The sequence below is a fragment of the Streptomyces sp. NPDC050161 genome, from assembly GCF_044460025.1.
Taxonomy (GTDB): Bacteria; Actinomycetota; Actinomycetes; order Streptomycetales; family Streptomycetaceae; genus Streptomyces.
This window is the reverse complement of sequence record NZ_JBITJM010000011.1, coordinates 119,721-132,672: the sequence shown is the minus strand read 5'-3', so window position 1 is coordinate 132,672 and position 12,952 is coordinate 119,721. Positions and strand designations below refer to the sequence as shown.

Sequence of the window (12,952 nt, the reverse complement as noted above, 5' to 3'; positions counted from 1 at the left end):
TCGCTCATGCCGTCCCCTCGCTCGTGTCCGCGTCCGGCACGACCATCGTGCCGATCCCTTCGTCGGTGAAGATCTCCAGCAGGATCGAGTGCTGGACCCGCCCGTCGATGACCCGGGCGTTGTGCACGCCGTTGCGGACCGCGTGCAGGCAGCCCCGCATCTTGGGCACCATGCCGCTGGCCAGGTCGGGCAGCAGCTTCTCCAGCTCCATGGCGGTGAGGCGGGAGATCACCTCGTCGCTGTGCGGCCAGTCCTCGTACAGGCCCTCGACGTCGGTGAGGACCATCAGCGTCTCGGCGCCGAGCGCGGCGGCCAGCGCGGCGGCTGCGGTGTCGGCGTTGACGTTGAAGACGCCGGAGCCGTCCTCCTCGTCGCTGCTGCGGGCGATGGAGGAGATGACCGGGATCCGGCCGTCGTCCAGCAGTGCCTGCACCGCGCCGGTGTCGATCGCGGTGACCTCGCCGACCCGTCCGATGTCGACCTGCTCGCCGTCGATCGCCGCGTAGTGCTTGGTCGCCGTCATCAGGTGGGCGTCCTCGCCCGTCATGCCGACGGCGAGCGGTCCGTGCCGGTTGAGCAGTCCGACCAGCTCGCGCTGCACCTTTCCGGCCAGCACCATCCGTACGACGTCCATCGCCTCGGGTGTGGTGACCCGCAGGCCCGCCTTGAACTCCGACTCCAGACCGAGCCGGTCGAGGTGGGCGCTGATCTGCGGGCCGCCGCCGTGCACCACGACCGGGCGCAGTCCGGCGTGCCGCAGGAAGACGACGTCCTGGGCGAAGGCGTTCTTCAGCTCGTCGTCGACCATGGCGTTGCCGCCGAACTTGATGACGACGGTCTTGCCGTGGTGGCGGGTCAGCCAGGGCAGCGCCTCGATGAGGGTGCGGGCCTTGGGCAGTGCGGTGTGCTTACGGGTCGCGCCGGAGCCGGCGGGGGAATCGCTCATGACGAGTACGCGCTGTTCTCGTGGACGTAGTCGGCGGTCAGGTCGTTGGCCCAGATGACCGCCGACTCGGTGCCTGCCGCGAGGTCGGCGGTGATCCGTACCTCCCGGTACCGCATGTCGACGAGGTCGCGGTCCTCGCCCACCGAGCCGTTCTTGCAGACCCAGACGTCGTTGATCGCGACGTTCAGCTGGTCGGGCTCGAAGGCGGCCGACGTGGTGCCGATGGCGGAGAGCACCCGGCCCCAGTTGGGGTCCTCGCCGTGGATGGCGCACTTGAGGAGGTTGTTGCGGGCGATGGAACGGCCGACCTGGACGGCGTCGTCCTCGCTCGCGGCGTTGATCACCTCGATGCGGATGTCCTTGCTCGCGCCCTCGGCGTCGCCGATCAGCTGCCGGGCGAGGTCGTCGCAGACGGTCCGTACGGCCTCGGCGAACTCCGTGCCGTCCGGGACGACGCCGCTGGCGCCGGAAGCGAGCAGCAGCACCGTGTCGTTGGTCGACATGCAGCCGTCGGAGTCGACCCGGTCGAAGGTGGTACGGGTCGCCGCCCGCAGCGCCGCGTCCAGCTCGGCGGCCGGTACGTCGGCGTCCGTGGTCAGCACCACGAGCATGGTCGCGAGGCCCGGGGCGAGCATGCCCGCGCCCTTGGCCATCCCGCCGACCGTCCAGCCGTCGCCGCCGGCCACCGCCGTCTTGTGCACGCTGTCCGTGGTCTTGATCGCGATGGCGGCCTTCTCGCCGCCGTGCTCGGTCAGTTCGGCGGCGGCGCGCTCGACGCCGGGGAGCAGCTTGTCCATCGGCAGCCGCAGCCCGATCAGGCCGGTGGAGGCGATCGCCACCTCCCCCGCGCTGTGGTCGCCGAGCACGTCGGCGGCCTTCTCCGCGGTGGCGTGGGTGTCCTGGAAGCCGAGCGGTCCGGTACAGGCGTTGGCGCCGCCGGAGTTGAGGACGACGGCGGAGACCCGGCCGCCCTTGAGCACCTGCTCGGACCAGACGACCGGCGCCGCCTTGACGCGGTTGGAGGTGAACACCCCGGCGGCGGCGAGGCTCGGCCCGTTGTTCACCACGAGAGCGAGGTCCGGGTTGCCGTTCTGCTTGATCCCGGCGGCGATGCCTGCCGCCGTGAACCCTTGTGCTGCGGTGACGCTCACTGCTTCTTCTCCTCGATCGCTTCGCCGGCCCCGCCGGTCACGCCCTGCTGTCCCGTGCCCCGCGCCGTCACGGGGCGACCCCGGTCTTCGGAAGCCCCGTGTCCTCGGGGAGGCCCAGGGCGATGTTCATGCTCTGCACCGCGCCGCCCGCGGTGCCCTTGGCCAGGTTGTCGATGGCGCAGATCGCGATGATCCGGCCGGCCGCGGGGTCGAGGGTGACCTGGAGCTGCGCGACGTTGGATCCGTACACGGCGGCGGTCGCCGGCCACTGGCCCTCCGGCAGCAGGCTCACGAACGGCTCACCGTCCAGCGCCTTCTCGTACGCGCCGCGCACCGCCGCCGCGTCCACTCCTGGCTTCGCCTTCGCGGTGCAGGTGGCGAGGATGCCGCGGGCCATCGGCGCGAGCGTCGGGGTGAAGGAGACCCCGACCCGCTCGCCGGCCAGCGCGCTGAGGTTCTGGATCATCTCCGGGGTGTGCCGGTGCCCGCCGCCGACGCCGTACGGGCTCATCGAGCCCATCACCTCCGAGCCCAGCAGGTGCGGCTTGGCCGCCTTGCCCGCTCCTGAGGTGCCGGACGACGCGACGATCACCGCTTCGGGCTCGGCGAGCTGCGCCGCGTAGGCGGGGAACAGTGCGAGCGAGACGGCGGTCGGGTAGCAGCCCGGGACCGCGATGCGCTTGGACCCCCGGAGCGCCTCTCTCCCACCGGGCAGTTCGGGGAGCCCGTACGGCCAGGTGCCCGCGTGGGCCGAGCCGTAGAACGCCTCCCAGTCGGCGGCGTCCTTGAGCCGGAAGTCCGCTCCGCAGTCGACGACCAGCACCTCGGGCCCCAGCTCGTCGGCGACGGCCGCGGACTGCCCGTGCGGCAGCGCGAGGAACACCACGTCGTGGCCAGCCAGCGCCTCGGCCGACGTCGGCCCGATCTCGCGCTCGGCCAGCGGCAGCAGATGCGGCTGCACGGAACCCAGTCGCTGCCCGGCGCTGGAGTGCCCGGTCACCGCGCCGATCTCCACTTCCGGGTGCCCCAGAAGCAGACGCAGGACTTCACCCCCCGCGTACCCACTCGCACCGGCCACTGCCGCTCGTACCGTCATGGTCCCTCCTCATCGATGGCATGACTATACGGATAGCAGCAGTTTTATGCAATGCCGTAGCGGTACCGCTTCACACCCGGCTGTGACCGGCCCTTCCCATTGGCGAGCTGAGCACGGCGATCGGCGAGCGAGTCGGTCTCCGCCGGGCCTCGGTATATGCGTTGTCGCCGCAGGGCGGTGTGCATAGGGTCGGCGGCATGGCGACACGGCTTGTGCAAATCGCGATGAACGCGCGGGACGACTCCGCGCTCGGCCGGTTCTGGGCGGAGGTGCTCGGCTGGGGCATCGACAGCGAGGAGCCCGGCGTGACCAACCTCGAACCCGTGGGTTTCCGCTATCCCGACCCCGTCGCCGTCTGCGTCGACATCCTTCGCGTCCCGGAACCCAAGACGGTCAAGAACCGTGTGCACATCGACCTGGCCACCACCTCGGCGGCCCATCAGGCGGAGCTGGTCGCGCGCCTCCGGGCTCTCGGCGCGACGCTCGCCGACGTGGGCCAGGGCGACGTCCCGTGGACGGTCATGGCCGATCCGGAGGGCAACGAGTTCTGCGTGCTGGAGCCGCGATCGCTCTACCGGGACACCGGGCCGATGGCCGCGGTGGCGGTCGACTGCGCGGATCCGCGGGCCATGGCACGGTTCTGGGGCGAGGCGATGGACTGGACCCTGCACGAGGTGACCGACGACCACGCGGTGCTGCGCTCCGCCAAGGGTGTCGGCCCGTATCTGGAGTTCCTCCGCACACCCGACGCGAAGACCGTGAAGAACCGCGTCCATCTCGACCTCCGCCCGTACGCCGGTGGCGATCAAGCGGCGGAGGCGGCCCGGCTGCGGGCGCTCGGCGCCGTCGACATCGACCTCGGCCAGGGCGACGTGCCGTGGACGGTCATGGCCGACCCGGAGGGCAACGAGTTCTGCGTCCTCACCCCGCACTGACACGGAGCCCGCCGCGTGCTCAACCGGCGGCGGCGCCGAACCACTCGGGTAGCCGGCTGAGCAGTTCCTGCTGGTCTTCGCCGACCCACGCCACGTGGCCGTCGGGCCGTAGCAGCGCCGCGGGCACGTCCAGTTCCTCGCAGGCGTCGACGACGTGGTCGACCCGGTCCGCCCAGCCCGCCACCGAGAGCCGGCCGGTCCGGTCGAGCAGCAGGCCGCGACCGCCGTGCATCAGCTCGTAGAGGCGGCTCCGTGTCCCTCTCCAGCACGACCGTGCGCACGCCGTGCAGCCGCAACTCGCCGGCCAGCATCAAGCCGGTCGGTCCACCGCCGGCGACGATCACGTCAATCATGAAGATCCCCCCATCGGGCAAGGCTGCGTCGTGGCCGGTTGCTGCGCGCGGTCCGGCGGCGCGCGCACTGCGTGAACCCCTGATTTCCGCAGGTCCTGGCCGTGGCCGGCAATTCTGCGGCACGACCGGGGCCTTGCCGCAAGCCCCCCTGAGCGCTATACGTTGAAAGTGGCGAGGAGTGGTGACGTGACCTTCTTGCCTTTTGCCTTCGCCTTTTGTCGTCGAGTGCTTGGTCGCACCGGCGTCTGGATCCCGTGAACCCTGAGGGCCCGCCCCGATCGATCGGGGCGGGCCCTCAGGGTTCAGGCGCCGGGTACTTCAGGGAGTTCCCGGGGCCGAGCCTCAGCCGTGGGTCAGGGTGCGGCCGAGGAGGGGGAGCAGACGGTCCCAGTGGCGTTGCAGCCCGGAGGGGCTGAAGGCGTCGGTGTCGGACATGGTGAAGCCGTGAAGGGTGCCGGGGTAGACCTCGGTGCTGTGGGCGACACCCGCGGCGTCCAGGGCCTGGTCGAGTTCGCTGATCGCCTCGGGCGACAGGTCGCCTTCGGCGAGGCCGAGGTGGACCTGGGCGGTGAGTTCGCGGACGCGGCGGTGCGGGCTGTCGGGCGCGTCGGTGACCAGGAAGCCGGGGTGGAATCCGGCGACGGCAGCCACCCGGTCGGGGTGGGCCGTTGCGGTGCGCATCGCCAGGGCGGCGCCCATGCAGTAGCCGATCGCGGCCACCGGCCCCGCGCTGACCTCGGGCTGGGTGGTGAGGAACTTGAGGTAGGCGTCGGCGTCGCGCAGGGCACGTTCGGTGGTGTGTGCCTCGATCAACGGCATCAGTTGGGCGAAGACCGCGGGCCTGACCTCTTCTCCGATGTGCTCGGGAAGCTCGATCACCGGTGCCCGGCCGTGCCGGTAGTAGAGGTTGGGGACGAGCACGTAGTACCCGTGCTCGGCCAGTTCGCGGGCCATCTCCTCCAGCACGGGCCGCAAGCCGAAGGCGTCCGGGTACAGCAGCACCCCCGGGTGCCGCTCGCCACGGTCGGGGAAGGCGGCGAAGGCGTCGGCCTGGCCGTCCGGGGTGGGAATCTGCAGGGTCTTGGTGGGCAAGATCTTCCTTTCTCGGGCTGATCCTGGTGCACAGCTTCTCTCAGGGATGAGATCAGAGGGGCGCGTTCTCCCGGTCAGGGGGCGGGCGGTGCGGCGGTGCCGTCGCCGAAGGCCGCGGCCCGCCCGGCGCGGACCCGCTCATGACCGGTCAGGGCACCGGCAGTTGCGCTCGCGGCGCACGGTCGGCCGGTCCGCCGGCACGCCGTATTTCCCGGGCACTTTTCCGGTCACTGTGCTTTCTTGATCAGGTGCCGGACCTCCTGGCACCTCACCCGGTCTTTCGAGGGAACAGCTCCATGCACTCCGCTCCCGGCCCGCGCGTCGCGGTCGTCGGCGCCCACCTCGCCATGCTCGACGGCGCCGAACTCGCCCAGGCCCTCATCGCCGAGCCGGACATCGACGACGCCGTCCGCGCCTACGAGAACGTCATGCTGCCGCGCTCGGCCCAGGCCGCCCAGGACTGTGCCAAGGCGCTCGACGACCTCGTTCCGCCGACGGGCTCCTGAGGCCGGGGAGCCCCTGCCCCGTGCCGTAGCCTTGCCGCGATGTCCTTCATAGCCAGAATGTCCGAACGCCACACCACGAAGCTGTCCTGGCTCGTCGTCCTCGGCGCCGCCGCCTCGGTCTTCGTGGGCGATCCTCTGTGGCGCTGGGTGGCCGGTCTCGGCCCTGGTGCCGGTTATGCCTTCGGGGCGTTCTGCGGCAGCGGCGTTCTCTGCTGCTGGGCGTTGGCCTCCGCCGCGCTGAGACGGCGTCAGTGGGTGCGCGGCATCGGCGCGGCAGCCGTCGGCTGCGTGGCGTTCCTCGCGCTGGCCTGCCTGGTCCCCGGGCGCAACGGCCGCCTCTTCGGCTCCCTCGGCATGGCGGGCGACCGCCGTATGTGGGTGGAGGAGCACCCGGCGGTGTGGGGAGCCATCGGGATCGGCCTGGCTCTCGGCGCGCTGGCCCTCTGGCAGCTCGCGCCCCGCCGCGCCACGGGACGGCGGCGGCGCCCCGGCTCCGCCGAGGATTAGCCGGTCCGGCGCTCCCCGACGTCGGCTTCGCCCGGCGGATTCCACGGTTCCCCCGAGCCGTGGATTCCGGTCACGGTTGGTAGCCTCCCCGGATGTTTTCCACGTTCGACGAAGCCGTCCGCGCCCGGCTGAAAGCCCCCCACATCTGGTACGTCGGCACCGTGTTCGCCGACGGAGCGCCGCAGGTCAGCCCGATGTGGGTGGACCTGGAGGGCGAGGGGGAGCTGACGTTCAACACCTCGGTGGGCCGGGTGAAGGAGGAGAACCTGCGCCGCGACCCCCGCGTCTACCTCTCGCACGCGGACGCCGCCGATCCCTTCGACCGCGTACAGATCAGCGGTGAGGTGGCCCGTTTCATCGAGGGCCAGGAGGCGCACGACCGGATGGACCGGCTGGCCCGGAAGTACCTGGGCAGCGAGCGGTTCGAGTGGATCATGCTGGGGGAGCAGCGGGTCGCGGTGGTCGTGCGCCCGGTCAAGGTGCGGCACATCGTCGGGGTGGAGCGGTTCCGGCCCGGCGGGCCCGTCCCCGCTCCCTGACCTGACGTCCGACTCCGCAAGACCGCCCCGGCCGGGACGGGTGACCGCGGCGCCGGTCCGCGGCCGGGCCTGCGGCATGATCTCGTGCCATGGATTATCAGCAGGCCCAGAACCTCACGGTCCGCCGACGGGCGACGCCGTTACCGGTCAAGAACTACCTTCCCCCGCTGCTCGACGCGCTGGACCGGCCCGGCAGGGAGCTGCGGGGCATGCTGGTCGCCGGCACCAACGGGAAGGGCTCGACCTGCGCGTTCGCGGTGTCGGGCCTGGCCGCCTGCGGGCTGCGGGTCGGCAGCATGCCGGGCCCGCACCTCCAGGAGTCCACCGAGCGCATCCGCGTGAACAACGTCCCGGTCTCGCGCTCCGCCTACACCGCCGCGTACACCGAGGTCGACGCCGCGGCCCGGCGGCTGAGCGAGCCGCTCGACGCACCCGCGCTGCGGGCCGCCGCCGCGGTGGTGCACTACCGGCGGGTCGGCATCGATCTGGCGGTGATGGAGGCGAGCGCCGGCGGGCGGGACACCGCGGTGAACTCGTTCGACCTCGGCGTGAAGGTCATCACCAACGTGGCGCTCGACCACACCGACATGCTGGGTGACACCTACGCGCAGATCGCCTGGGCCAAGGCCGGGGTGGTCAGGGACGGCGACCACGTGCTGCTCGGCGACCTGCCGCCGGAGGCCGAGCAGATGGTGCGTCAGGTACTCGACGGACACAGCGGGTTGACGGTGTGGCGCCTCGGCGAGGAGATCCGCGTCACGGCCGGGACCGCCGATGCCGCGCCCGGGGCCGCGTACGAGGCGAAGGCGGGCGACGGGCCCTCGTCGGTGGCCCCGGCGCAGCGGACGGTGGCGCAGGTGACCACCCCGCTCGGCACCCACCGCGACCTGCCCTGTCCGCTGCGCGGCGCCCACCAGGAGCGCAATCTCGCGCTGGCGGTGGCGGGCATCGACGCGCTGCGCGAGCGGGGCCTGGTGCCGGACTTCACCGAGGACCGGCTGCGGGAGGGCCTGGCGGCCACCACCTGGCCCGGCCGGCTGGAACTGGTGCGCCCCGCCCGGCTGGACGACTGGTCCGGTGCGGTCCTCCTGGACGGGGCGCACAATCCGCACAGCGTGGCGACCGTGGTCCCCGAAGTCCGGCGGATAGCGGGGGCGGGGCAGGCTCCGGTGCTGGTTTTCGCGGCGGACGAGACCAAGGCGTCCGCCGAGATGCTGGACGAACTCCCCGCCGAATGGCCCTTGTTGGTGACCCGCACCGGATCGCTGACGGCGGCCGACCCGGACCGCATCGCCCGCTACGCCGTCGACCGCCCGCACACCCACCGCGCCCCTGACGTCCCCGCGGCGCTGCGGCACGCGGCCCGGCTCACCGGGCCCGGCGGCCTGATCGTGGTCATCGGTTCGCTGGCCCTGGTCGGCGAGGCCCGCACCCTGCTGGGTCTCCCGCCGGGCTGAGGAAGCGGACGGCTGCGTCCCGCGGGACCGGGGCGGCGCCGGGTGTCAGCGCCGGCCGGTCCCGCGGGTGCCGTGCCGCCGAAAGGCCGCCAGGCCCCAGCCGACCGCGCCCGCCAGCAGGGTGCCGCCCACCGCGGTGGTGGCCACGCCGGTGCCGGTGGCGCCGCCCGCCCCGGTCTTCGAGCCGCCCTTGGGCATGCCCTGGTGCCGGGCGACGACCCGCATGGTTCCGGTGAGCTGCACTTTCCGGCCGGATTCCGCGGCGGAGGTCCGCTGCACGGCGCCCGTGGGCCCCGCCTGGACGGTGGGTGAACCGGGCGCCGGTGCCTGCGGCTCCCCCGGCAGGCTCTCGGCGCCGGTGCCAGGGAGACCGCCGTCGGCGCCGGTCCCGAAGCCGGGCGGCTCGGTGCCTGCCCCGCCGTCGCCGGGCAGCGGCATCCCCAAGTCCCCCGCGCCGTCGCCCGGCAGCTCGGTGCCGTCACCGGGCAGTGCGCCGCCCGGTGCCTCCTGGCGGCCGTACGCGCCCGCGCCGCCCTCGCTGCCGTCCGGGGCGCCCGAGGCGTCCGGAGGCAGACCGTCCCGCTGCTCCTTGGGGACCGCGCCGTCCTGCTGCCCCTTGGGGACCACGCCGTCCTGCTGTCCCTTCGGCGGCTTGTGGGTGCCGCCTTCCCAGGAGCCGGAGCCGTCGTGACCACCGCCTCCGCCGCCGCCCCCGCAGGTGATCGTCACGGTGTACGTACCGGGCTTGGTCGCCTTCGGGACGGTGCCGGTGCCGCCCACCTGGTTGCTGAGCATGGACAGCTTCATCTTCGGGATGCCCGCGCCGTCGAACGTCGCCTCGCCGGTCCCGCCAGGACACCGGCCGCCGTCGAAGACGGAGAACTCCTCGCCGGGCGAGACCGGATCGGGCTGGATGGTCACCGAGTCCGAGCCGCCGGCCGCGAGGGCGGGGCCCACGCAGGTCAGGGCCACGGACGCCGCCAGGGCGCCGGTCGCCGGTGCGTGCCGCAGGACGTGCCGTATCTGCATACAGCGAGCAGAACGCGGCGGTCCGCAGGACGCATGTCGGTGGTGGGCGCCCCGGCCGCCCCGGTCCTGGCCCCGGGCCGAGGGCCGGGGCGTTCCCGCAGGTCAGGTGGGTGGGTACGCCGGTCGGGTGGCCGCTGGGCCGGATGGGGCAGGCGGGCGGCGGCCCCCCGGCACCGGTTCACCCGGCGAGCGGGCCCGGGTCGGCGAGACCGAGGGTCATCCACCGTTCGGGGGCGGCCAGGGCGCGGAAGCCGGCCTTCTCGTACATGCCGTGCGCGTCGTTGGTGGCCAGGGTGATCCGCGGCAGCTCGCAGGCCGCGAGGCGGTCGGCGACGGCCTCGACCAGGGCGCCGCCGAGGCCCTTGCCGCGGTCGGTACGTCCGACGTAGACATCGCAGAGCCAGGCGAAGGTGGCGTGGTCGGTGACCACCCTGGCGTACGCCGCCTGACGGCCCGAAGCGGACGCGTACAGGCCGAAGTTGAGCGATCCGGCGATGGCCAGGTCCTGCTTCGCGCGGGTGCGGCCCAGGGCCCAGTAGGTGTCCGTGGACAGCCAGTGGTGGATCAGGTCCGCATCCAGGCGGGCCGGGTCGGTGGAGATCTCGTAGCCTTCGGGAAGGTGAGCGCTCATGCCCGGAGGTTCGCAGATCCGCGGGGCGCCCGTCGAGCCGTTTGCGCGGGCCGCGCGGGGCACCCGGCCGGCGCCGTCCCGCGCCGCTCAGCCGCCGGTGACCTCACCGAAGGCGGCGGCCAACCGGCGGGCTCCCTCGGCGAGTTCGGCCGCTCCGGTGGCGGACGCGAAGCCCAGGCGCAGGTGCGGGGCGGGCGGTTCGGCGGCGAAGTACGGGCGGCCCGGCGCGATGGCGACACCCGCGCGCAGGGCGGCGCCGGTGAGCGCAGGTTCGGAGGTGCCGTCCGGCAGCCGCAGCCAGAGATGGCAGCCGCCCTGCGGGACGCGCAGGCCGTGGCCGTACGCCTCGCCCCGCGCCGGGCCGGGTGCGACGAGGCCGGGCAGCAGCTCGTGCAGGGCGGCGGCCAGGGCGTCCCTGCGGGCCGCCAACTCCCGTGAGATCAGCCGGAGATGACGGCTCCAGGACGGCGATCCGACCAGTTCGAGTGCGGCCTCCTGGAGCGGGCCCGACACGAAGAAGCTCTCGACGACCTGGATGGCGCGCAGCCGGTCGCGGACCGGGCCGCGGGCGGCCAGCGCGCCGACCCGCAGGCTGGGCGAGGTCACTTTGGTGAGCGAGCAGACATGGACGACGGTGCCGTCCTCGTCGTCCGCCATCAGGGTCGGCGGCAGCGCGGGCGCGTTCTCGTGGACCAGCCGGCGGGCGAAGTCGTCCTCGACCACGAACGCGCCCGCGGCGCGCGCCACCCGCAGCACGTCCCGCCGCCGCTCCGCGCTGAGCACCGTGCCCGTCGGATTCTGGAACAGCGGCTGGCAGACGACGAGCCGGGCGCCGCTGGCCCGGAACGCCTCGTCGAGGAGATCGGCGCGGATGCCGTCCCCGTCCACCGGTACCGGCACCGGGCGCAGCCCCGACGCGCGGGCGGCGGCCAGGATGCCGGGGTAGGTGGGGGCTTCGACGAGGACCGGGGCGCCGGGTGCGGCGAGCGCCCGCATGGCGGCGGTCAGGGCGCTCTGGCCGCCCGCCGTGACCAGGACGTCGCTCGCGGCGACCGCGCCGCCCGGCCCGCCGATCTCCCGCGCGAACCAGGCGCGCAGCTCCGACACGCCTTCCACGGGCGGGCGCCGCCAGGCCCCGGGGCGTCGGCCGGCCCGTGCGAGGGCGGCGGCGAGGGCGCGTTCGGGCTGGAGGTCGGGGTGCAGGTAGCCGCCGTTGAGTTCGATGACGCCGGGCGGTGGCACGGCGAGCGTCGCCAGCACCCCCTCGGCGTCCACGCTGCGCGGCACCTGGTCGGCGGCGCCCTCGGCGCTCAGCGCGATCGCCTGCCAGGAGGTGTCGACGGGCCGGGACGACCGGGTGTGCGGCTCGGCGCGGAACGCCCCGGCGCCGGGGCGGGTGGTGACCAGGCCATCGGCGGCGAGTTCGGCCAGCGCGCGGGAGACCGTCACCGGGCTGACGTGGTACCGCTCGACGAGCGCACGGCTCGACGGCAGCTTCTCTCCAGGTGAGTAGCGGTTCACCTCTTGGCGGAGGGATGCGGCGAGTTCGGCGACACTGCTACGCTCATGCATGAGAGACAACGATAGCGCTACTGCCTCGCTCGCGATAGCGGTCGACGGCGCCGGGGCCCCGGCAGGCCGCCCGACCGACGGCACCCCCGACTGCCGCCCCGCCCCCGGGATTCAGGGCACCGCACCCGGCCCTGCGGACGCGGCAACAACCCCGGCCGCCGCGCCGGGCCACGGTGCCGGCCGTGGCGCGCTGCTCGCCGCACTCGGCGTCGCCGCCTTCTCGCTCACCTTCCCCGCGACCGCCTGGGCCCTGGAGGGCGCGGGCCCCTGGACCGTGGTGATGCTGCGCAGCGTGCTGGCCGCGGCCGTCGCCGGGGCGTGCCTCGCGCTGTGCCGCGTACGGATACCGGAGCGGCGCCACTGGGCGGGCATCGCCATCGTCATGACCGGGGTCGTCCTCGGTTTCCCGCTGCTCACCACGCTCGCCCTCCAGACCTCGACCACCTCGCACGCGGCCGTCGTGGTCGGCCTGCTGCCGCTGACCACCGCCGTCTACTCGGCGCTGCGGACCGGGGCGCGCCCCTCCCGGACGTTCTGGATCGCCTCGTTCGCCGGTGCCGCGGTCGTCATCGGATTCGCGGTGCAGCAGAGCGGCGGCAGGCCGAGCACCGGCGACCTGTACCTGTTCGGCGCGCTGCTGGTCTGCGCGGCGGGCTACGCGGAGGGCGGCAGGCTGGCCCGCCTGATGCCGGGCTGGCAGGTCATCGCCTGGGCGCTGGTCCTCGCGCTGCCGGTGACCGTGACGGGCACGGCCGTCACCCTCGCCACCGAGCCGCTGCGGCTCACGCCGCACACGGTGGCCGGTTTCCTGTGGCTCGCGGTCGGCTCGACCTTCGTCGGCATGGTCGTCTGGTACCGCGGGATGGCGGCCATCGGCGTCGCCAAGGCGAGCCAGGTACAGCTGGCGCAGCCGCTGCTGACGCTGGTGTGGTCGGTCGCGCTGCTCGGCGAGCGGCTGCCGCCCGCGGCCCCGGTGGCGGCGTGTGCGGTGCTGGCGTGCATCGCGGTGACCCAGCGCTCCCGCGGCTGACGGCCCGGGAGCGGCATGGCGGGCGCGGGCGGCGGTGCCGTCGCCCGGATGCAGGGACGGGCCCCGGACGTAAACTTGCCGCAACGGCATGTACTGCCGTCCGGGCCG

The 12,952-nt window shown here is 73.6% G+C and carries 13 protein-coding genes and 1 pseudogene; 6 read left to right on the top strand and 8 right to left on the bottom strand.

Translation table 11 applies throughout. The annotated features are described in order from the left end of the window. Positions 1-4: 4 nt before the first annotated feature. The 3 genes from argB to argC form a co-directional block, all read right to left on the bottom strand. Positions 5-946 carry an acetylglutamate kinase gene (argB, locus tag ACIBK8_RS19670; protein WP_399043112.1) on the bottom strand — a complete coding sequence of 314 codons (942 nt, stop codon included), beginning with the start codon at positions 944-946 and terminating at the stop codon, positions 5-7. Further along, positions 943-2,097 carry a bifunctional glutamate N-acetyltransferase/amino-acid acetyltransferase ArgJ gene (gene argJ / locus ACIBK8_RS19665; protein ID WP_399043111.1) on the bottom strand — a complete coding sequence of 385 codons (1,155 nt, stop codon included), beginning with the start codon at positions 2,095-2,097 and terminating at the stop codon, positions 943-945. The genes argB and argJ overlap by 4 nt, the downstream gene beginning before the upstream one ends. Before the next feature lie 67 nt (positions 2,098-2,164). Beyond that, positions 2,165-3,193 carry an N-acetyl-gamma-glutamyl-phosphate reductase gene (argC, locus tag ACIBK8_RS19660; RefSeq protein WP_399043110.1) on the bottom strand — a complete coding sequence of 343 codons (1,029 nt, stop codon included), beginning with the start codon at positions 3,191-3,193 and terminating at the stop codon, positions 2,165-2,167. 197 nt (positions 3,194-3,390) lie between these two features. Between argC and ACIBK8_RS19655 the strand changes: the two genes are divergently transcribed. Next, positions 3,391-4,128: a VOC family protein gene (locus ACIBK8_RS19655; RefSeq protein ID WP_399043109.1), complete on the top strand. Its 738-nt coding sequence runs from the start codon at positions 3,391-3,393 to the stop codon at positions 4,126-4,128. A gap of 19 nt (positions 4,129-4,147) precedes the next feature. Here ACIBK8_RS19655 and ACIBK8_RS19650 read toward each other — a convergent pair. After that, positions 4,148-4,381 (bottom strand): annotated as a pseudogene (locus ACIBK8_RS19650) (FAD-dependent oxidoreductase); the annotation flags it as partial. A 442-nt stretch (positions 4,382-4,823) separates the two neighbouring features. Then, positions 4,824-5,573 (bottom strand): dienelactone hydrolase family protein, encoded by a 750-nt coding sequence (locus ACIBK8_RS19645; RefSeq protein ID WP_399043108.1) that lies wholly within the window; start codon positions 5,571-5,573, stop codon positions 4,824-4,826. 296 nt (positions 5,574-5,869) lie between these two features. On the opposite strand from ACIBK8_RS19645, the gene ACIBK8_RS19640 reads away from it, so the two are divergent. The 4 genes from ACIBK8_RS19640 (at position 5,870) to ACIBK8_RS19625 (ending at position 8,582) form a co-directional block, all read left to right on the top strand. After that, a complete protein-coding gene (locus ACIBK8_RS19640) occupies positions 5,870-6,079 on the top strand; it encodes a hypothetical protein (RefSeq protein ID WP_399043107.1) in 210 nt (69 codons plus the stop codon). Positions 6,080-6,118: 39 nt separating this feature from the next. Next, positions 6,119-6,586, top strand: coding sequence for a hypothetical protein (locus ACIBK8_RS19635; protein WP_399043106.1), 468 nt, complete (start codon positions 6,119-6,121; stop codon positions 6,584-6,586). Between the two features lie 92 nt (positions 6,587-6,678). Then, positions 6,679-7,125: a TIGR03618 family F420-dependent PPOX class oxidoreductase gene (locus tag ACIBK8_RS19630; RefSeq protein ID WP_399043105.1), complete on the top strand. Its 447-nt coding sequence runs from the start codon at positions 6,679-6,681 to the stop codon at positions 7,123-7,125. A gap of 89 nt (positions 7,126-7,214) precedes the next feature. Beyond that, the gene (locus ACIBK8_RS19625; protein ID WP_399043104.1) at positions 7,215-8,582 is read left to right on the top strand and encodes a bifunctional folylpolyglutamate synthase/dihydrofolate synthase; all 1,368 of its coding nucleotides are present in this window, start codon (positions 7,215-7,217) and stop codon (positions 8,580-8,582) included. 45 nt (positions 8,583-8,627) lie between these two features. Here the strand turns inward: ACIBK8_RS19625 and ACIBK8_RS19620 are convergent, their stop codons facing one another. The 3 genes from ACIBK8_RS19620 to ACIBK8_RS19610 all read right to left on the bottom strand — a co-directional run bounded on the left by ACIBK8_RS19620 (position 8,628) and on the right by ACIBK8_RS19610 (position 11,814). Further along, positions 8,628-9,611, bottom strand: a complete 984-nt coding sequence (locus tag ACIBK8_RS19620; RefSeq protein ID WP_399043103.1) for a hypothetical protein — start codon at positions 9,609-9,611, stop codon at positions 8,628-8,630. 178 nt (positions 9,612-9,789) lie between these two features. Then, on the bottom strand, positions 9,790-10,242 hold the full coding sequence (locus ACIBK8_RS19615; protein ID WP_399043102.1) for a GNAT family N-acetyltransferase: 453 nt from the start codon (positions 10,240-10,242) through the stop codon (positions 9,790-9,792). An 87-nt stretch (positions 10,243-10,329) separates the two neighbouring features. Beyond that, positions 10,330-11,814, bottom strand: coding sequence for a PLP-dependent aminotransferase family protein (locus ACIBK8_RS19610; protein WP_399043101.1), 1,485 nt, complete (start codon positions 11,812-11,814; stop codon positions 10,330-10,332). Between ACIBK8_RS19610 and ACIBK8_RS19605 the strand changes: the two genes are divergently transcribed. After that, positions 11,813-12,844: a DMT family transporter gene (locus ACIBK8_RS19605; RefSeq protein WP_399043100.1), complete on the top strand. Its 1,032-nt coding sequence runs from the start codon at positions 11,813-11,815 to the stop codon at positions 12,842-12,844. The genes ACIBK8_RS19610 and ACIBK8_RS19605 overlap by 2 nt on opposite strands. Positions 12,845-12,952 lie beyond the last annotated feature (108 nt).